Here is an 18,466-nt window from a genome sequence, read left to right on the forward strand (position 1 = left end):
GAAATTTTATCAGGTGGTAGGCACTCATTATTTCTAGATTTAGTTTGCGGTTTAAGAATGCTTAGGCGTAGACCATCGTAGATATCGCTCTAAAATTTAAAGGTTGATGAAAGTTTAAATTAAAATGCGCGTTCTTATCCAGCGAGTTAAATCATCTCAAGTTACAGTTAACGGTGAAATTGTCGGCAAAATTGGCCGGGGGCTAAATTTACTCGTGGGTATTGCTAATACTGATACCGATACTGAAATTGACTGGATGGTACGTAAATCTTTGGAATTGCGCCTGTTTTCTGACGAGGAAGAAGACGAGCGTTGGCAAAAATCTGTGCAAGAAATTGGTGGGGATTTATTAGTAGTCAGTCAGTTTACCCTTTATGGTGATTGTCGCAAAGGCCGCCGTCCTTCTTTTGACCGTTCAGCCCCTCCCCAATCAGCAGCAGATTTGTATAATCGTTTTGTTACCAAATTAAGAGCGAGTGGTTTGCTAGTAGAAACCGGTCAATTTGGTGCAATGATGCAAGTTTCAATTGAAAATGATGGCCCTGTGACTTTAATACTAGACAAAGAGGCAATTTAAGTATACATACACCAAAAAAGAATAACAGAAGCCTATAGACAGTGGAGTTCTAATTGATGAGAGAATATTAAATTAACCATCACAAAAGTTTAAATTCATTCATCATGGCGAAAATCCAGTTTTCTAAAGGTCTTGACGAAGTAGTAATTCCAGAAGTGCGGCTGACGCGATCGCGCACTGGTGACAGTGGTACAGCCACGTTTATTTTTACGAATCCGAAAATTTTAGATCAAGGTAGCACCGAAGACATCACCGGAATGTACTTGAGTGACGAAGAAGGCGAAATAATTACCCGTGAAGTGAAGGCTAAATTTATCAACGGGAAACCAGAAGCATTAGAAGCACTTTACGTAATGAAATCTGCCCAAGAATGGGATCGCTTTATGCGCTTCATGGAACGGTATGCGGAAGAAAACGATCTTGGACTCAGCAAAAATGAGGCATAGGGGATAGGGCATTGGGCATTGGGCATAGGTAATTATTGTCATGCCCATGCGCCATTTGCCATGCCCAATTATCCACGAGCAAAAGTTCATGACTGACCTACTAATGCCACAACCCCACCCAGACTCGTCTAGAATTACGGTAACTTGTGCTGTGGTTACTGTTAGCGATACACGCACTTTTGAAACAGACAAAAGTGGCCAGCTTATTCAGCAGTTACTTGTTGCTGCTAACTATGCTGTTGGAGCCTACACGATTATCAAAGATGAACCAACACAGATTCAAGAGCAGATAGAACATCTGGGTAAAAGCTCAAATTTGGATGCTGTAATTTTTAATGGTGGCACAGGTATTGCGCCAAGAGATACCACTTATGATGCCATTGAGAAGTTATTGGAGAAAACTTTGCCGGGATTTGGTGAGTTATTCCGTTTTTTAAGTTATCAAGAAATTGGTTCGCGAGCGATCGCTTCTCGCGCTGTTGCTGGTGTTTATCAAGATAAATTAATCTTCTCGCTTCCTGGTTCTAGTAATGCTGTGCGGTTGGCGATGGAAAAACTGATTGTGCCTGAACTCACTCACTTGGTAAGTCAGCTTTGTAAGGGAGTGAAATGAGTAGCCTTTCAGGGGGGAGCTATCATAAAACTAAGCTATAAGGCACTGAAATCATCCTTTCTATGCTTACATCTTGAGACTACCCAGAATTATAGTGAGACGGATGAAATATTCATACCAGATAAGCAATGCAGTCTACTTACTGGAATTGCATAATTGCTCACAGCATAACTGCATTTTCATACTTTGGCATCCCCGTATTAATAGGGGTTTTCTTTGCCAAAACTAAGGCAACTATCCCTTCTAAGTTTTGGCTAGCTTTTTTATTATCAGGTGGATTCGTACTACTTTGCGGATTTCATCACTTTTTGGCGATTTTTGAGACACATTCGGCAATATCGCTGTTGCACTTATTCGTGCTTGATGTAATGGGGTTTGTTTCTTTGTCTGCCTTACTCTGCCTTATACCAACCGCTTATCAAATTGTAGAGGCGATCGCCAAATATCAAGAAGATACGCGCGAACTTCAACGCAGCCAGCAGATGCAACGGCTATTTTTAGATCAGGGCCCCTTTGGAGCCTATATCAAAGATGAGCAATCTAGAGTGCTGTACTATAACCAGGAAATACAGTCTAGATTTTCGGTAGATTCACAAGAATGGTTGGGAAAAACGGATAGTGAATTTTTGCCAGATCCAGAAGAGGGACGGCGGGTAATGGAAAACGATCGAGTCGTTTTGAAGACTCTACGCCCCTTAAAGCTGATTGAAGAGGTAAAGATATCCAGTAATAATCAGCCATGCTACTGGCTATCGTTTAAGTTTCCGTTTAGCGATGGCGCAACAGGCGATCGCCGCATCGGTGGGATCAGTATCGATATTACAGAATCTATAGAAGTACAGCGATCGCTCACCGATCTAAATCGGCAACTAGAAGAAAAAACACTGAAATTAGAAGCCAAAAAACAAGAACTCATATATCTATCAGATATGGCAGATATGCTTTATTGCTGTGAGTCTAAAGATGAGGTGTATCAAGCAGTCGCTTTAACCTGTTCCAAGCTGTTTCCTAATATGAGTGGTTATATCTGTATAATTGCTAATTCTAAGAATTATGTTCAGATGAATAGTATTTGGGGAGGTGAAAAAATCAGAACCAGTAAAGAAATATTTTCACAATCTGAATGTTGGGCATTACGGAGAGGTAAATTCAATCTTTTATCTTCTGGTCAATCAGGACTGATGTGCAGCCATTTAATCCAGCCTGTTAGCGGTACACATTTGTGTGTTCCATTGTTTGGGCAAGGCGAAGTAGTTGGGATTCTACACATTTATACCCTTGAAGAGATCAGTCCAGAAGATCAACAAATTAGTGAGATTATTGCTAGAACTTTAGGCTTTGCACTAAATAATCTATCGATAAAACAACGTCTTACCCATGATAATTTGCGGGATGGGATGACCCAACTATTTAATCAAAGCTATATGGAAACTATACTGGAACAAAGGCTAGCGGAGGCTGAAAGATCGGCACAACCTCTTAGTCTTATTTTTCTCGATATCGATAACTTCAAATCTTATAACTCGCTCTATGGGCATGTGACTGCCAATATTGTTATTCAGGGATTAGCAAAGCTGCTATTAAAATCTATTCGCTCTTTTGATATTCCTTGCAGATGGGGTGGTGAAGAATTTGTGATTGTCATGCCTAATATGACGCTGGAAGCGCTCAGGAAGCGAGTAGAACAATTAAGGGTAGATGTTGAACAAATGCAATTGAAGGATGGCGACCAGATCCTTGAAGGAATCACCGCCTCTTTTGGAATAGCTGTATCAGAACCAGGGATTACAGTTAAGGATTTTTTGAATCGGGCAAATCAAGCGATGCTTGAAGCAAAGCGAACAGGGAAGAATCGGGTTATGGAGTATGTAAATAGGTACGAGTGAACTACTCAGACTTGCCTAAGGCTGAAGTTGATCGCTTCCAATTCATCGAGAATAGCCTCAAATAACCAATATGCCCATTGCTATAATTCGTAATGACGCTCTCTACGAGACGATAACGTAATTCGTAATTAAGCTTTGTGGCGAGATGTCAAATTTTGCGTCTCTACGATGGTTTTGGATAAATCATTTTCCCATATAAAAAACAACTCCCTGAAGATGTGAGAGTTGTTTTTTATCTTGGACTATTTTCTCAAAACATGATTCAGAATAAAGCGATGCCTGGGTTGGGCTGCGCCTACGCCAAACAGATGGCAGCCAAAATAGCCGCGATAACATAAAATACTCCAACCACTTGCAATTCTGACCAGCCAGTGAGTTCTAAATGATGGTGTAAGGGGGCCATTTTCAAGAGACGTTTGCCTTTGCCATCGGGGCCCTTGGTGGCTTTGTAATAACTTACTTGTGCCATCACCGAAAGGGTTTCTACAAAGAAGATACCACTGAGAATGAACAGTACTACTAAGGTGTTTGTCAATAGCGCTACAGCAGCTAAAGCTCCTCCCAGTGCCAGGGAACCGGTATCTCCCATGAAAACGCGGGCTGGGTTACGATTATGGGCTAAGAAACCTAAACAACCACCACTTAAAGCCGCACAGAAAACCATCAATCCTGGTGCTGTAGGTGCGATTAAGGCTCCTAATGCCAAAAGTGCGATCGCTACTGTTCCTGCTGCCAAGCCATCAATACCATCTGTTAAATTAGTCGCATTACTTTCTGCAACTAGCACAAAACCTGCTAGAGGCCAAAATAGAAATCCTAATGGTAGTGTGAAGCTAACCCAAGGTAAAGCAATATTTGTAATATTAGAAGGTTGATTAAACATCAGCCAGAGACAAAATACTGCCGCAAAACCAACTTGCAAAGCAAGTTTTGTTCGGGGAGATATACCTTTATTTGATTTCCGGCGCAGAATTTGCCAATCGTCAAGCCAGCCAATCAATCCGTAGCTGAGTGTCAAAGCCGAAACTGCAAGAACATCTGTAGCAAAGTTAGACAAGATGCAGGCAATAATCACACCAACAGGGATAAAAAATATACCTCCCATTGTGGGCGTGCCTGCCTTCTTTAGATGGGCTTGGGGGCCATCTTCGCGGATTATTTGTCCAGTTTTGAGTGCTTGGAGTAAAGGTATTACCCAAAAGCCAACCACACCTGAACCCAGGGCACACAACAGCAGTGGCAGGGTTAGCGACATACTTTGCCAGGGGAGCCTGTTGGCCATCGAATCCAAGAAAAATGCTGTTGTACCTAACCCAACGGCTAATAAAGAGGCTAGAGCGATTCCAGAAATATTTAGTCCTTGCTCAGGAGATAATTTAGCGTCCACAGAAGTTTCCCTTCACTCCACACTTATAAAATTGAATATCAATAGCTAGGGATACTACCAAGTCCCTAGCCTGAAAAGGCTAATCCTCGGCGATTCCTATATCGTCATCATCATCAAGGTCGTAACCAATCCCATCTTCTACACCCATTAGGGAGTCTATTTCTTCTTCGCCATTTTGAAAATCCGGTTCTTGAACGTCACGTGTTATGATCCGACCTTTATTTTCCAACCAATCCAATAAAGAAGACTCTGGCTTTAGGGGGATGACATGGGCTCGCTGGTTACGGGGTTCTTCACGTAATGGAGAGTTCAACATATCAAAGAAGACAAGAAAAGGTTTACGTAAGTTGACATTTAGAGTCTATCACTTGACACGGATTTATTTAGTTATCTTTTCAACCCTTTAGTGAATAAATCCGCATTCAGATAGAAATTTTTTATTTAATAGGCATAAGGCTTAAGTCAAGCGATTCTTAGTAATTTTTATGGTTCTCCATATATGTGATGAATATCTTGTTTATGCTGATGGAAACTGACTGATTTTAGAGGTGACAGGCGATGATGGGAAAAGCGGCTCTCATGGATGCGATCGCTGGTACAAATCGCGGTCTACTGGCGACTGAAGCGCAGAAACAGGCTATCTTAGCAGCGATCGCCAATTTAGAAGACTTTAATCCTACACCCCACCCAGTGGAAGCTGGTAATTTGCTAGATGGCAATTGGCGATTACTATACACCACTAGCAAGGCTCTTTTAAATTTAGATCGTCTACCTTTTTGTAAACTGGGTCAAATCTATCAGTGTATCCGGGTAGAGACTACCAGTGTTTACAACATAGCTGAGATTTATGGCTTACCTTATTTAGAAGGATTAATCAGCATTGCTGCTAAATTTGAGCCAGTTTCCGGTCGGCGTGTCCAAGTGAAATTTGAGCGGTCTATTATCGGCTTACAACGTTTAATAGAATACAATTCTCCGGGAACTTTTATCCAACAAATTGAAGAAGGTAGAAAATTTCCGGCGATTGATGTTGCCATAAATAGTGATAAACAGCAAGGCTGGTTAGATATCACTTATATAGATAACGATCTGCGGATTGGCAGAGGTAACGAGGGGAGCGTGTTCATATTGAGTAAAACATAAAGTTTGTACAAAAATACTATTTGCGAATGAAGGTACGCTATAACGTTTACCTTGTCAAGTAGGTTCTGATACCTTTTTAAATTTAGGATGTCCTGGGGAGTGCTGAGTAAGAGCAGAGAGAAAAGAAGTAATTTTTAATTCTCCCCAATTCCCAGTTCCCAATACTCAATTCCTCTACCAAATTCAGACAAATAACTTAACAAAGACTCTAGCAGCGACCTTCAGGTTGTAGAGTGAAATCAATTAGCCCTCTAGATTGGCGATTGATAACTAAAAGGGAAAATAATCATGGTTCAACGTGGTTCTAAAGTACGTATTCTCCGCCCTGAATCCTACTGGTTTCAGGATCTAGGAACTGTGGCTTCCATTGACCAAAGCGGCATCAAATACCCTGTAATTGTCCGCTTTGATAAGGTCAATTACGCTGGTATCAATACCAACAACTTTGCTCAGGATGAATTAGTCGAGGTTGAAGCACCAAAGGCTAAACCAGCTAAAAAATAGCAGCAAAGCTACAAGGGGGTTGTTTGATGCGATGATGAAGGGTAGTCTTAAGTCTGAAGTATGAAATCTGAAAATTTCAGTTCATTCATTCTTCACCCTAGCCTACCCTAATCTATGAGAGCCGCCCTGCGGGTATTCACGGTTTCTTTTGGGTAAAAATACGAGCCATCTACGGATGTGTAAGTTAGTATCCCATCTCTTTTTTATTTGAACCCCCAAGTACATCAAAATTGTCTGCTTAATCAGCTTAAATGCCTGAACTGCCTGAAGTTGAAACAGTCCGAAAGGGTCTAAATCAATTGACCCTTAACCAAGAAATTACGGGTGGAGATGTGTTGCTCAATCGCACCATCGCCTACCCGTTTTCTGTTGGTGAATTTGTTGATGGAATTAGCAAGAATGCGTACCCCGGAGGGGTTGGCGCAGCCATCGCTACTTGGCATCGTCGCGGTAAATATCTCCTCGCTGAACTTTCTTCCCCTTCCTCAACCAGTTGGCTAGGGGTTCATCTGCGAATGACCGGTCAATTACTATGGCTGCATCGAGATGAACCATTACATAAGCACACGCGGGTTAGATTATTCTTTGGGAATCAGCAGGAATTACGCTTTGTTGATCAGCGTACCTTCGGTAAAATTTGGTGGGTTCCGCCTGGTATTCCTGTAGAAAGCATTATTACTGGTTTGGCAAAACTGGCAGCAGATCCATTTTCGCCAGAATTCACTGTTGAATATCTAGCAAGCAAACTCAAAAACCGCCGCCGTCCGATTAAGACTGCGCTACTGGATCAATCGGTGGTGGCAGGATTAGGTAATATTTATGCCGATGAAGCCCTGTTTAAGAGTGGAATTTTACCTGAAACTTTGTGTATAGATTTACAGCTAAAGCAAATTGAGCGTTTGCGAACAGCCATAATTCAAGTTTTAGAAACCAGCATTCAGGCTGGCGGTACAACTTTTAGTAATTTCTTAAGTGTTCAGGGTGTCAACGGCAATTATGGTGGTGTTGCCTGGGTTTATAACCGCGCTGGAGAACCCTGTCGAGTTTGTGGTATGCCAATTCAACGGATTAGGCTAGCTGGGCGATCTAGTCATTTTTGCTCTGAGTGTCAAACACTAAGGGGATTGGAGAATGGGGAGAGACGCGATTAATCGCGTCTGTACAATCGCGTCGTACAGGAAGAATTTTTACTTCTAATTCCAAGTCTCCTAAAATGCAGATAAAACAATCTAGAAATTTGAGAGGGGAATTCATGGCAGTTAAAAAGGGAGATATGGTTCGCGCTATCCGCGAAAAACTGGAAAACAGTCTGGAAGCAAAAGCCAGTGATACTCGCTTTCCTTCTTATTTGTTTGAAACCAAGGGCGAAATTGTCGATATCAAAGGTGATTACGCCCTGATTAAGTTCGGGAAAGTGCCGACACCAAACGTTTGGTTACGTGTGGATCAACTGGAAGAGTTTAAATAATAAAGAAGAATTCAGGAGTCAGAATTAGAATTCAGCATTTATCGTAATAAAAGGGTTTAAGACCCCTACCTCTACAGGTAGCCCCAGTTTCAGTCGGGGTTTAAATCCCCGTCTGAAATTGTCTTTAATTTTGAATTGTTAATCTGACCGAAAACGCAAAGGATACAAGCCCCTGAATTTATTTATGGAGAAACAAAAAAGATGTATGTAGTGACGCACAGCGCATATTTACTACGTTTTTATTACAAGCCCCTAAATTTATTTATGGGAATTATTAATTTTGAATTTTGAATTTTGAATTCGGAGCGAAGCGACGTGACTCTGGATTCTTGTTGATAAAATCGCACTTGAATAATTATGTCTTCTTCCCCTAACTCCCCAATTGTGTGTAATTTACCCCGTGTCACTATTGTGGGTGCGGGTAGGGTTGGTAGTACTTTAGCTCAACGTGTTGCAGAGAAGAATCTGGCAGATGTAGTTTTACTAGATATTATCGCGGGAATGCCCCAAGGCTTGGCGCTGGATTTGATGGAAGCTAGGGGAATTGAAATACATAATCGCCAGATTATCGGCACAAATAATTATGCTGATACATTTGGTTCTCAAATTGTGGTGATTACCGCAGGACTTCCCCGCAAACCAGGGATGAGTCGGGATGATTTGCTGAAAACTAATGCCAAGATTGTAGTGGAAGCGGCAAAAAATGCGATCGCTCATTCTCCCAATGCTATTTTTATTGTCGTCACCAATCCGTTGGATGTGATGACTTATTTAGCTTGGCAAGCTACAGGTTTACCACGCGATCGCATTATGGGTATGGCTGGCGTGTTAGATTCTGCCCGCTTTGAAACCTTTATTGCCCTAGAATTGGGCGTTTTACCCGCCGATGTCAAAGCGATGGTATTAGGTAGCCACGGCGATTTAATGGTGCCTTTATCTCGTTATGCTACCGTGAATGGCATTCCCATCACTGAATTGCTGGATGCAGCCACAATTGAGCGCTTGGTAGAAAGAACCCGCAACGGTGGCGCAGAAATTGTGGAATTGATGCAGACGGGAGGTGCTTTTTTTGCTCCGGCATCGGCTACTAGTGTGATGGTAGAATCGATTTTATTAAATCAGTCACGATTGTTGCCTGTAGCGGCATATCTGCAAGGTGAATATGGTTTAGAAGATGTTGTAATTGGTGTTCCCTGTCGGTTGGGATGCGGTGGAATTGAGAGTGTATTGGAATTGACACTCAGTGATGAAGAAAGAGAGGGTTTGCATACTTCGGCTCAATCTGTGCGTAAAAATATTGAGCGATCGCAGGAAATTTTGGGGTAATTCGTAATTCGTAATCAAGAAACCTCTCCCTGATTTTACTACGTAAAACCGTCCCTCTCCGACTTGGAGAGGGAAAAGCTTGATTAATCAAACTCAGGTTAATTCAATAATGTTTTAAATGCAACGATTGTTTGACTTTTCGCAACTTTGAAATATCAGCAAAAACAAAAGGCATTAGGATTTAAACCTAATGCCTTTTTTGTTAGTTATTCCAAAATTTATTATTGTTCACCGGGTCTAGAAACCTCAGTTCCAAACCTTTCCTCTTTTAGGCGAGAGGCTTTGAATTCTCGCCATTCCCCAGTAAACAAGCTTACTCGGAGGTTATGGTTTGAAGTTAACGGCGGTAATCTTCGTCTGCGGGATCGCCGTAGGGATCTTCGCTAGCTGGACGGACGTTACCAAACTCCCCTTGGTCTGCGGGGTCGCCGTAAGGGTCTTCACTAGCTGGGCGAACATTGCCGTAAGACGAGATATCTGCGGGGTCGCCGTAGGGGTCTTGACTGGCTGGAATCACGTTACCGTAAGATGCTGGGTCTGCGGGATCGCCGTAGGGGTCTTCGCTGGCTGGGCGGACATTGCGATCGCGCAATTCAGCATCTTCATCTTGATTGCTGTTTCCTCCAAAGAAGAGATCCTTCGCCTTTCGCAAAAAGTCATCTACCATGATCTGTCTCCTGATTTAAGTTCGTGTTTCCGACGTGCGCGATCGGCGTTATCCTTCGGGGAAACCCGCTTTCTTATTTACACACGCTTCGCCGATCTAGAGTGCTGGTGCTGCGGATGAAGTTATACCAGTTAGATCGCGACCTGTCGTACTGCCGTTATAGCCTTGGAATTGCCGATACTTTTGTGCTTCAGATTCGGGTACTCGAATTCCTTCTGTTGGTGGAGTAACCCAGTGAGCGCGATGTTCAGCATCGCGGTAGTACACACGACCGTTCTTGGAAAGATAGTACTTACCTTGCGCTCCTTCTTGTGGAGCATTCTTATGCTGGTTGTACATGTAGTAAAGTGCAGCAGCCCCTGCCAAAAGTGCCACTTTTTGCCCTGTACCCAATCCCTTCTTAGCTTCGGTTTGGCGATCGCTAACTGTTCTACCAGCACTATCATCAACAGGTGGTGGTACTGAAGCATTTCGTGAACCGCCTCCGCAACTACTCAGCAAAGGTACCATTAGCAATGCCGAAAGCAGGACTGCAAATAGACGCGAAACTATTTTACGTTCTTTATATATTGTGTTCATTGGATTTCTTCATCACCTGTATTTGCTAAAAGCCTCGCTGTTGCAAAAACCAAGTTGGAAATCCTGTTATTTCACCTGGGATCGAAAAAACATATTTCACTTAATTTATAACTGCACCAGCTACAGCGTTTCACTTTCATAATGATCGATTTCTTCAAGTCTTCCATCCTGCCTTTGAGAGAAACTGCATTCATCCCAAAGAAATATATTGTTGATTTTTGATTAATCAATTTAGCTGAAACGCCGAAATATTCAGCAATTTCTCGGTTATTTTTTCTGGGTAAATAAATTAAAAAGATACAGCTACTATGATGATCTTTGCAAAAAAATAGATTACTTATGACATCAAAAAATACAGCCCAAACTAGCACCCGTCTTCTTTTGGCTTTGTGGGATTTGGGAGGAACGCAGCAGGAAGTTAAGAAGGGTCAACTCACTAAGCGAATTGTATCCAAAAGCAAGAAGGCGGCAGATTATCAAGGTTTATTTGAAGAATTGCAGAATCAGGGTGTGATCGCAATCTCCAAAAAAGGATATTCTCTGACATCTCCTGAGGGTTTAGAGGTATTGGGTAAGGGTTTGAGAAGTGGCGAGTTTAAATTTGAAGGGACGATTGTCGGTACTTGGGTGGCGAATGCGCTGGTGAAATGGATTAGTCAGATTGATGTTGCGGTAACTGGTGCAGATGTACCAGTTAATGGGAAGAGTGCGATCGTATCTTACGACGAGTTTAAATCTGTGGCGTTGGAAGTCTACGACAAATTGAACTATGAGTACAACTTTAATAATCTAGTGCCAATTTATCGTATCAGAAGAGGAATTGGCGATCGCATAAGTCGTACAGAGTTTAATGATTGGCTGCTGGAAACGCAAGCCGATGATATTTTGCAACTGCAAGGCGGGAGTGTAGAAGACAGCGCACCCGACAAAATTGAAGATTCGGTAGCTACAGAATTAGATGGATTACGCTGCTACGCCACACGCCTAAAACCTTAAACCTTATTTGACTCTTCAGATATTAACTTCACAACATTATGACTGTTACCACATCTACCATTGATGATCTGATTAGAAATCAAAACCCTTTTGCAGGCCATATTGTGGTCAGACCGCAACAAATCTGGGGTAAAAGTTTTCCTGATGTGCCTTCAATTAATGCTCATGCTTCTAATACAGTTTTTGATGCTGTTGATAAAGTCCGTAAAGGAAAACGTGAAACTGTAGGTATCACAATTACAGCAGAAAAAGGCTTAGGTAAAAGCCATATTATTAGTCGGATTCGCCACCGATTACAGACAGAAGATAGTAGCTTATTTATCTATATGAATAAGTATGATAACTTGAATCAAATTAAGTCTCTCTTTCTGCAAAGTGTCGCCTCTAGTCTCAGAGCTTTTGGTAGTCAAAAAGTAATGCAATGGCAGGAAATTGCAGCAGCTTTAATTAATGAAGCAAAACAGTGGGAATATACGCCTCAACAGTATATTAGTATGTATCCAGGTTGGTTAAGCAAACACTCAACTAAGGCGATAGTTCATTTAACAGAAAGTGTTCTCAAAGTCAAACCTGAAATAACTAATCCTTACATAGTGAAAGCAATTTTATGGACACTTTCTCCAGTCCATATTAATTATGCTAGTTATTGGTTGTCTGGTTTGGAATTAGCACAATCACAAGCTGAAGAAATGGGGTTGCCAAATCCTAAAAATGAGGATAAAGAAGCTGAAGCACTAAGCACTGTGCGTCAAATTTTAGATATCACTAGCTATTATCGAGTTCCAGTGATTTGTTTTGACGAATTAGATATATATGATACTGCTGATAATGGATTTTTAGCAGCACAACTTATTGCAAGCTTAGTTAAGGATTTATATAACAGTCTCAAACAAGGCGTTTTACTGTTAGCAATGTATCCTCGTACCTGGGAAGACCAAATCAAGGCTTTACCACAAGCTGAAGCAGTTATAGATAGATTAGTAAGTGATCAAGCTGACAGACAGCCTATAAAATTAAGCTTTCTCAATTCTGATGATATCGTTGCTCTAGTGAGTCAATGGTTACAAGATTTTTATGAGGAATATAAACAAATCCCGCCTCATCCTCTTTACCCATTTCATGAAACTAAACTCAGAGAACTTGGGAAAGAAAGACCTACTGTTAGATCAGTTTTGAAATGGTGTGCAGAGAATTTTATTTTGACTGCTACAGATAAACCTAAAAATATCCATCCGGTTGAACCACACTTTAAGGCAGCAGTAGTAAATGTTGATACTGCGATCGATCTACTAATAGAAGATGAGGTGGCAATTGCTGCTGCTTTAAGGGTAGCATTTGCTAGTTTAGCTAGAGACACAATAGAAATAGAAGAAGTAAAAGTTGAAAGGGTAGAGGAAATTTTAGTCAATAAAGCAGATCAAGGATATCTTAATTTCAGGATTGTTGGTAATAATGGAAAAGTCAAGATAGGAGTGGTTGTTATTCAACAATCTGGTGGAAAATTTATAGGTGCAGCATTGAAAAGACTAATTGAATACGAAAAGTTTAACCTGACTCGTGGTTGCTTAGTTCGTTCAAAGAAAATTAATCCGGGAGCTTCAGTACCTCAAGAATGCTTGAAAATTCTTTTGAAAGAACGAGGTGGAGAGTGGGTACGCTTACAAAGCGAAGATATTAAACCTCTTTTAGCTATTTCATCTGTTTACTATAACTGGAGAAGTTACGAATTAACAGAAGAACAAATTTTTGACTTTATTAAACAGAAACAACTAGCAATCAATAATCCTTTGATTCGAGAAATTCTCAGCGATCCTTCTGGTCAACAACCTACTAATTTAACTAATGATGGATTACCTGTTAGTATTCCTCAGCCTATCACTAATGCTGATAATATCGACCTCAATCTATAGCTAACTATAAATGAATCAGCAGTTTTCAATTCCAACAGCGCTGTGTCTACCCGTCCCTGATATTGAAGCCTTAATACAGGGACGAACAATTGCAGCTTTACCCAAAATGTTTATTCGTCCTGGGCAGAAATTTGTACTTTATCCTGCTGATTCTTCAGCCTCAATTAAAGCTTGGGCTAAATGTGAGCTTTGCCAAATTTTAGACGAGACTAAGCCATTAGATATTTTGTCTAAATTAACAATATGGACACCAAAAATATTAGAGGGGCTACTACAAAAACAACAATATCTTTTCCTGGCTTACTTGCGCGTCTATCAGTTACCTCAGTTACAAGAAATATCAGCCAATCCTAATATTCAAGAAAAGCTAGGTAAATTTGTTAGTTTACTTAATTCTCTAACCGTTTCTGAAGCAAATCCAGTATTAAACGATCGCACCTTCGCCCAACGCAAACACCAATTAGAAAAATTAGAACCCCCACTACACCCTGAATTAGAAGAATTGCAGAGTGCGATCGCATCCCTAACCATTAGCCAACCAGCAGCTAAACAATTAGACGACGATATCAAAGCATTTTTGGGTTGGAGTAGCAATAAACTAACAAATTCATTAGATTTAGACTTACTTTGGATTCAGAAAATTGCTGAAGTTGGGAACTCAAGCGACGGACATACATTTGAAAAATTAGTGCGTAGAGGATTACTAAAATTAGGCTTTACAGGTTCAGGTTTGAATCCAGATGCAACTGGTGGCGCAGGAGGTATGGATTTTTACGCTGAACAACCTTATCCAATAGTAGGAGAGTGCAAAGCAACTAAAACTGAAAAAGTTACTGATGGTACACCTGCACAGTTACTAAAAATAGGTATGAATCATCTTGGTAAATTTCAGTATGACAATTCTATTAAATTAATAGTAGCCGCCGGAGAACTAAATTTTTACGCCTTAAGAACAGCTACCGAAAATCAAATGAATGTTATTAGCCCTGAAACACTACAAAAACTAGTTGAACTACAAGCACATTACAAAAATTCTATCAACTTATTAGAAGTAAAAGAGTATTTACAACAAGCTCCTTTTGGTTTAGCTGAAGCTAAGATTAATACTTATATCGATAAAGTGAGACAATCTCTAAAGTTGCGATCGCACATTATCCAGCTTGTCAAAAATTATCTAGAAAACTCAGGCGCAGAATCTGCTGGTGTAGATGCTCTACATGGTGCTTATTTCGGCTCATATCCACCACAGCCACTTAAAACAGTAGAAATGCACGAAATTCTGATAGAACTTTCTTCACCGTTAACAGGCTATTTAGGACGAATAAAAGGCAGTGATTGGAAGAGCGATCGCTTTTACTTCCTGCGCGATTTACCTATTAACTAAAAATAGCAAAATATATTTCTTTTCTTACCTTCGCGCTCTTTGCGTCCTTTGCGGTTCGTTTCAAAATAACTGAAGTGCAAGTTGTTTTGCGGTTAATTCATTTATGAATAATTAATACTATCTATTGACTTAATTTTATTTTATGAGAAGCAATGAAGTGCGATCGCTGCGGCGGGTTGTGCGATCGCTATCTTCATTTTCTTCTCAGTATCTTTTATTTCTAGTGATAAACCTTACAAAAATTTTATACTTAGCCACCATGTAACTTCATTTACATTAGATAAGAGGTTTGGTACTGTCGAAGAAACACATTATACTTACTACACTGGTATTCATTAATAACCAACCTGTACCAAGTTTAAGACTTAGGTGAGATGCTCCATGTATTATCAAATTTGGAATTTCTTTCTTAAAGAAGATAAATATATGTACTGGCAAGAAAAAATAAAACTTAACAAAAAATTTGACAAAGTTACATGGCAAAAGATTATTGATTTTTTGTTACTAGTAGAGCAAACTTTCCAATTGAAAAGTCAACTAGCCGAAACCGATAGCATTGAGCCGTTTCTTAAGCTAGCAAAGGAAAATGGTTACAGTTTGACGGCAGATGAACTTGCGTGGTTTCTAGTTACCAGAAGACAGATTTGGGATCTTTTTGATTTTGCACAAAAAACGCCATTTCTCAAAGAAGAATTGCTCATTGCTAAAGATCCGCAGCAGTTCGTCAATATAGCTGCTGATCATGGCTATTCCTTTTCTGTAGAAGAGTTAGCTTGGCTATTAATTGAAATTAAATCATCGCCAGAAATAGTATCTATCAACAACAGTGTTGGAGAGATTCTTACAGGTTCAAATTACGGCAGAATTGACATAGGATACTGGATTTGGCTAGCCGAAGAGTGGGGAATTGTTCCACCATTTTGTCATCGAGAAAAGCTCGGTAATCTATTATCTGGAGATACCAGCAATCCTTTTTTACTCGATCGCTGTTTCCTGCCCAAGAGCTATTTTAATCAACGACTCTTGGTAAGTAGTAATTCATAATTCGTAATGATGTATATAGTAATCCGTGCAGGAGTCACGAACAAAAAGATCCCCGGCTTCTTCAAGGAGCCTGGGATCTGAGCATTATAGATATTTTGTCAAAATTCACAAAATTAAATTTAACTTAATTACGAGTTACGAATTATACAGTGAAGCATCCTAGATGGAAAATTAATCTTCTATCTAGGATGCTTCACAATAAAAAATTGTTGCTGATACAACAATTACGGACAAAATGTGATATTTAGACTAGAGCTATCAGCTAGCAGAAACGGTCAAACTACCGGGTTTGTGAAGATCGCCTTGCAAAACCACGCCTCGCTGATTGGCATAGATATGACGCAAAATCTTATAAATTGCCTCAACTTGCTCTGATGCGCCTGCTTTCTTGGCGAGTTCTTCAAGAGAAATGGGAGCTTTTTCTTTTTGTAGCACTGCTACCACTCGTGTTTGCAAATCGAGAATGGAGGCAGCAGCTTTTTTACCAGCTTCTACACCTGGTTGATGATAGGCGTTGACGTTAACTAAACTAGCGTATAAACCAACAGCGCGTTCATACAAAGCTATTAATGCCCCTACAGTTCGGGGGTTAACTTGGGGAATGGTAACTGTAATCGAATCGCGGTGATTTTCATAAAGCGCCTGTCGGGTTCCTTGGAGAAAACCGGAAAGATAATCGCCTGATGTAACTCCCGGATCGATTTCAGTGGATGGGCCTTGACGATCTTCCAACACTTCGACGAAGGTAGCAAAGAAATTCGCTACACCCTCACGTAGCTGCTGAACGTAAGCGTGTTGATCTGTTGAGCCTTTGTTGCCATAAACGGCGATGCCTTGATGGACAACCTTACCGTCTAAGTCTTTTTCTTTGCCCAAGGATTCCATCACCAGCTGTTGCAAATAGCGACTGAATAAAAATAAGCTGTCCTTGTAAGGTAGGACAACCATATCTTTTTCGCCCTTTCCATTGCCTGCAAAGTACCAAGACAAGGCGAGTAAGGCTGCTGGGTTGTTTTTCACATCTGGGACGCGGGTAGCGTCATCCATCTCTTTTGCACCATCTAGGATGGCACGAACATCAATCCCCTGTAATGCGGCGGGTACTAGCCCCACAGCAGACATTTCTGATGTGCGTCCTCCCACCCAGTCATACATGGGAAATCTGGCTAGCCAACCTTCCTCTTTGGCTAGTTTATCGAGGTTGCTATCAACGCTGGTAATTGCTACCGCGTATTGAGCAAATTCCAAATTGTGTCCGGCGTAGGCTTTTTTAACTTCAATCATGCCGTTGCGGGGTTCCGGCGTTCCCCCAGATTTGGAGATCACCAATACCAAAGTGCTAGCGAGGCTATTTCGTAGATGATTGATAACGCGATCAATACCAGCCGGATCGTTATTATCAATAAAGTGAATTTTCAGGGGCGGGAAATCAGGAGCGAGAGCTTCCGCGACGAATTGGGGGCCGAGGGCGGAACCACCAATGCCAATGGAGATAATATCCGTGAAGCGGCTTGCTCTGGGAGGATGAATAGCACCTGTTTGGACTTTTTCCGCAAAAGCTTCGATTTGTTCTAGGGTTTGGACAATTTCTTGTGTAAGTTCTGGAGTTGGCGCTAAATCAGGATTTCGCAGCCAGTAGTGTCCAACCATGCGGTTTTCGTCGGGATTTGCGATCGCACCCTTCTCCAGTTCAGCCATATCCGCAAACGCCTTGTCAAACTTCGGCTGCAACGATTCCACAAAGGCATCATCGAACCGAATTCGACTTATATCTAAGTACAGTCCTAATCCCTCGTGGAAATATAACCAGTTTTGGTATCGTTGCCAAAGTGCCCTAGCATCCATAGGGAAATCTCAAATAAAGTGTTTTTCAAAAACCAGTTTAATGTAAGGTTATAGCGATCCCTGCCTAGCCTTATACAGTTTACAGTTTTCAGTGTTCCCTTGACTCTTCACTTTAAACATCTGGCATAGGGATGACACGCAGAAATTTCACAATTTCACCCCTAATTTCTATACCAATCAGGTAATTATCGAGGGTAAAGCGGTGAAAAATGCCTTCATTATCAAGCTGTCGCAGTTCTTTTAAATCGCTCAGTTGCCACTTTTGGGCTAACTCAATAAAGACAAAATCATGCACCCGCTCGTAGGCGGCAGGTTCTAAATTTTTCAGGTCTAGTAAAAAAGACCTTGCATAGCGCATTTCTAGACTCACTAGGCGTTACCTTAAATAAATATGAGTAGTGAGTGCTGTTAGCGATAGCGGGGCGTTTAGCCCGTGCTGAGTAAAGAGGTAGTACTAGGGACTTGGCCCTGCTGAATCAGAAAAACATCAACAGTCGTATCGCTTCTTCATGAGTTAAGATATCCCACGGTTGCTGCGATCGCTTAACTTGTTGTATCGCTTTGAGCATATAAAAGTCACAATGTAAAGCTTCGAGAACGTTCCAAATGTCTTGCAAATCTTCATCGGCTAACTGCTCGATTAAGTGATGCATTCTCAGTCGCAGTAAATTCATAGGCCAATTTTTACCTA

At 41.1% G+C, this 18,466-nt stretch carries 21 protein-coding genes; 14 read left to right on the forward strand and 7 right to left on the reverse strand.

The genetic code is table 11. The features are described 5' to 3' along the window. The first annotated feature begins 124 nt into the window (after positions 1-124). The 4 genes from dtd (at position 125) to FBB35_RS28745 (ending at position 3,522) form a co-directional block, all read left to right on the forward strand. Complete coding sequence (gene dtd / locus FBB35_RS28730) at positions 125-577, forward strand: D-aminoacyl-tRNA deacylase (protein ID WP_174712470.1); 453 nt, start codon at positions 125-127, stop codon at positions 575-577. Positions 578-681: 104 nt separating this feature from the next. Next, the gene (gene psb28 / locus FBB35_RS28735; protein ID WP_174712471.1) at positions 682-1,023 is read left to right on the forward strand and encodes a photosystem II reaction center protein Psb28; all 342 of its coding nucleotides are present in this window, start codon (positions 682-684) and stop codon (positions 1,021-1,023) included. Between the two features lie 88 nt (positions 1,024-1,111). Next, positions 1,112-1,636, forward strand: a complete 525-nt coding sequence (locus FBB35_RS28740; protein ID WP_254625720.1) for a molybdenum cofactor biosynthesis protein B — start codon at positions 1,112-1,114, stop codon at positions 1,634-1,636. A 128-nt stretch (positions 1,637-1,764) separates the two neighbouring features. Beyond that, entirely contained in the window at positions 1,765-3,522 is a 1,758-nt protein-coding gene (locus tag FBB35_RS28745) for a diguanylate cyclase (RefSeq protein WP_174712472.1), read from the forward strand. A gap of 295 nt (positions 3,523-3,817) precedes the next feature. On the opposite strand, the gene mraY is transcribed toward FBB35_RS28745, so the two are convergent. Continuing rightward, entirely contained in the window at positions 3,818-4,909 is a 1,092-nt protein-coding gene (gene mraY / locus FBB35_RS28750) for a phospho-N-acetylmuramoyl-pentapeptide-transferase (protein ID WP_174712473.1), read from the reverse strand. Positions 4,910-4,988: 79 nt separating this feature from the next. Beyond that, complete coding sequence (locus FBB35_RS28755) at positions 4,989-5,225, reverse strand: DUF3134 domain-containing protein (RefSeq protein ID WP_174712474.1); 237 nt, start codon at positions 5,223-5,225, stop codon at positions 4,989-4,991. 242 nt (positions 5,226-5,467) lie between these two features. On the opposite strand from FBB35_RS28755, the gene FBB35_RS28760 reads away from it, so the two are divergent. The 5 genes from FBB35_RS28760 to mdh all read left to right on the forward strand — a co-directional run bounded on the left by FBB35_RS28760 (position 5,468) and on the right by mdh (position 9,350). Then, positions 5,468-6,052, forward strand: a complete 585-nt coding sequence (locus tag FBB35_RS28760; RefSeq protein ID WP_174712475.1) for a PAP/fibrillin family protein — start codon at positions 5,468-5,470, stop codon at positions 6,050-6,052. A 288-nt stretch (positions 6,053-6,340) separates the two neighbouring features. After that, positions 6,341-6,556, forward strand: coding sequence for a photosystem I reaction center subunit IV (locus tag FBB35_RS28765; protein ID WP_174712476.1), 216 nt, complete (start codon positions 6,341-6,343; stop codon positions 6,554-6,556). 251 nt (positions 6,557-6,807) lie between these two features. Then, entirely contained in the window at positions 6,808-7,707 is a 900-nt protein-coding gene (locus tag FBB35_RS28770; protein WP_174712477.1) for a DNA-formamidopyrimidine glycosylase, read from the forward strand. A 101-nt stretch (positions 7,708-7,808) separates the two neighbouring features. After that, positions 7,809-8,024, forward strand: coding sequence for an NAD(P)H-quinone oxidoreductase subunit O (locus FBB35_RS28775; RefSeq protein ID WP_174712478.1), 216 nt, complete (start codon positions 7,809-7,811; stop codon positions 8,022-8,024). A gap of 357 nt (positions 8,025-8,381) precedes the next feature. Then, complete coding sequence (gene mdh / locus FBB35_RS28780) at positions 8,382-9,350, forward strand: malate dehydrogenase (protein ID WP_174712479.1); 969 nt, start codon at positions 8,382-8,384, stop codon at positions 9,348-9,350. 337 nt (positions 9,351-9,687) lie between these two features. On the opposite strand, the gene FBB35_RS28785 is transcribed toward mdh, so the two are convergent. Together FBB35_RS28785 and FBB35_RS28790 are read right to left on the reverse strand one after the other, a co-directional pair. Continuing rightward, entirely contained in the window at positions 9,688-10,017 is a 330-nt protein-coding gene (locus tag FBB35_RS28785; RefSeq protein WP_174712480.1) for a translation initiation factor, read from the reverse strand. A gap of 96 nt (positions 10,018-10,113) precedes the next feature. After that, positions 10,114-10,596 (reverse strand): hypothetical protein, encoded by a 483-nt coding sequence (locus FBB35_RS28790; protein ID WP_174712481.1) that lies wholly within the window; start codon positions 10,594-10,596, stop codon positions 10,114-10,116. A 339-nt stretch (positions 10,597-10,935) separates the two neighbouring features. Here FBB35_RS28790 and FBB35_RS28795 point away from each other — a divergent pair, with 339 nt between their 5' ends. The 5 genes from FBB35_RS28795 (at position 10,936) to FBB35_RS28810 (ending at position 15,930) form a co-directional block, all read left to right on the forward strand. After that, entirely contained in the window at positions 10,936-11,592 is a 657-nt protein-coding gene (locus tag FBB35_RS28795; RefSeq protein ID WP_174712482.1) for a hypothetical protein, read from the forward strand. A 38-nt stretch (positions 11,593-11,630) separates the two neighbouring features. Continuing rightward, positions 11,631-13,502, forward strand: a complete 1,872-nt coding sequence (locus tag FBB35_RS28800) for a hypothetical protein (protein ID WP_174712483.1) — start codon at positions 11,631-11,633, stop codon at positions 13,500-13,502. 10 nt (positions 13,503-13,512) lie between these two features. Continuing rightward, a complete protein-coding gene (locus FBB35_RS28805; protein WP_174712484.1) occupies positions 13,513-14,886 on the forward strand; it encodes a DUF1802 family protein in 1,374 nt (457 codons plus the stop codon). A gap of 142 nt (positions 14,887-15,028) precedes the next feature. Then, entirely contained in the window at positions 15,029-15,151 is a 123-nt protein-coding gene (locus tag FBB35_RS35610) for a hypothetical protein (protein WP_302480934.1), read from the forward strand. 116 nt (positions 15,152-15,267) lie between these two features. Beyond that, entirely contained in the window at positions 15,268-15,930 is a 663-nt protein-coding gene (locus FBB35_RS28810; RefSeq protein ID WP_174712485.1) for a Nif11-like leader peptide family natural product precursor, read from the forward strand. Between the two features lie 258 nt (positions 15,931-16,188). Here FBB35_RS28810 and FBB35_RS28815 read toward each other — a convergent pair whose 3' ends face one another. From FBB35_RS28815 to FBB35_RS28825, 3 genes are all read right to left on the reverse strand, one after another. After that, complete coding sequence (locus FBB35_RS28815; RefSeq protein WP_174712486.1) at positions 16,189-17,775, reverse strand: glucose-6-phosphate isomerase; 1,587 nt, start codon at positions 17,773-17,775, stop codon at positions 16,189-16,191. A 112-nt stretch (positions 17,776-17,887) separates the two neighbouring features. Next, entirely contained in the window at positions 17,888-18,145 is a 258-nt protein-coding gene (locus FBB35_RS28820; RefSeq protein WP_174712487.1) for a cytotoxic translational repressor of toxin-antitoxin stability system, read from the reverse strand. A gap of 106 nt (positions 18,146-18,251) precedes the next feature. Then, a complete protein-coding gene (locus FBB35_RS28825; RefSeq protein ID WP_174712488.1) occupies positions 18,252-18,449 on the reverse strand; it encodes a hypothetical protein in 198 nt (65 codons plus the stop codon). Positions 18,450-18,466: the final 17 nt, after the last annotated feature.

This window comes from Nostoc sp. TCL240-02 (assembly GCF_013343235.1).
Lineage (GTDB): Bacteria > Cyanobacteriota > Cyanobacteriia > Cyanobacteriales > Nostocaceae > Nostoc.

What these genes read in the sequence shown, in the direction of transcription:
- dtd (WP_174712470.1), top strand. Translation starts at nt 125, where the DNA reads ATGCGCGTTCTTATCCAGCGAGTTAAATCATCTCAAGTTACAGTTAAC.
- psb28 (WP_174712471.1), top strand. Translation starts at nt 682, where the DNA reads ATGGCGAAAATCCAGTTTTCTAAAGGTCTTGACGAAGTAGTAATTCCA.
- FBB35_RS28740 (WP_254625720.1), top strand. Translation starts at nt 1,112, where the DNA reads ATGACTGACCTACTAATGCCACAACCCCACCCAGACTCGTCTAGAATT.
- FBB35_RS28745 (WP_174712472.1), top strand. Translation starts at nt 1,765, where the DNA reads ATGCAGTCTACTTACTGGAATTGCATAATTGCTCACAGCATAACTGCA.
- FBB35_RS28755 (WP_174712474.1), bottom strand. Translation starts at nt 5,225, where the DNA reads ATGTTGAACTCTCCATTACGTGAAGAACCCCGTAACCAGCGAGCCCAT.
- FBB35_RS28760 (WP_174712475.1), top strand. Translation starts at nt 5,468, where the DNA reads ATGATGGGAAAAGCGGCTCTCATGGATGCGATCGCTGGTACAAATCGC.
- FBB35_RS28765 (WP_174712476.1), top strand. Translation starts at nt 6,341, where the DNA reads ATGGTTCAACGTGGTTCTAAAGTACGTATTCTCCGCCCTGAATCCTAC.
- FBB35_RS28770 (WP_174712477.1), top strand. Translation starts at nt 6,808, where the DNA reads ATGCCTGAACTGCCTGAAGTTGAAACAGTCCGAAAGGGTCTAAATCAA.
- FBB35_RS28775 (WP_174712478.1), top strand. Translation starts at nt 7,809, where the DNA reads ATGGCAGTTAAAAAGGGAGATATGGTTCGCGCTATCCGCGAAAAACTG.
- mdh (WP_174712479.1), top strand. Translation starts at nt 8,382, where the DNA reads ATGTCTTCTTCCCCTAACTCCCCAATTGTGTGTAATTTACCCCGTGTC.
- FBB35_RS28785 (WP_174712480.1), bottom strand. Translation starts at nt 10,017, where the DNA reads ATGGTAGATGACTTTTTGCGAAAGGCGAAGGATCTCTTCTTTGGAGGA.
- FBB35_RS28790 (WP_174712481.1), bottom strand. Translation starts at nt 10,596, where the DNA reads ATGAACACAATATATAAAGAACGTAAAATAGTTTCGCGTCTATTTGCA.
- FBB35_RS28795 (WP_174712482.1), top strand. Translation starts at nt 10,936, where the DNA reads ATGACATCAAAAAATACAGCCCAAACTAGCACCCGTCTTCTTTTGGCT.
- FBB35_RS28800 (WP_174712483.1), top strand. Translation starts at nt 11,631, where the DNA reads ATGACTGTTACCACATCTACCATTGATGATCTGATTAGAAATCAAAAC.
- FBB35_RS28805 (WP_174712484.1), top strand. Translation starts at nt 13,513, where the DNA reads ATGAATCAGCAGTTTTCAATTCCAACAGCGCTGTGTCTACCCGTCCCT.
- FBB35_RS35610 (WP_302480934.1), top strand. Translation starts at nt 15,029, where the DNA reads ATGAGAAGCAATGAAGTGCGATCGCTGCGGCGGGTTGTGCGATCGCTA.
- FBB35_RS28810 (WP_174712485.1), top strand. Translation starts at nt 15,268, where the DNA reads ATGTATTATCAAATTTGGAATTTCTTTCTTAAAGAAGATAAATATATG.
- FBB35_RS28815 (WP_174712486.1), bottom strand. Translation starts at nt 17,775, where the DNA reads ATGGATGCTAGGGCACTTTGGCAACGATACCAAAACTGGTTATATTTC.
- FBB35_RS28825 (WP_174712488.1), bottom strand. Translation starts at nt 18,449, where the DNA reads ATGAATTTACTGCGACTGAGAATGCATCACTTAATCGAGCAGTTAGCC.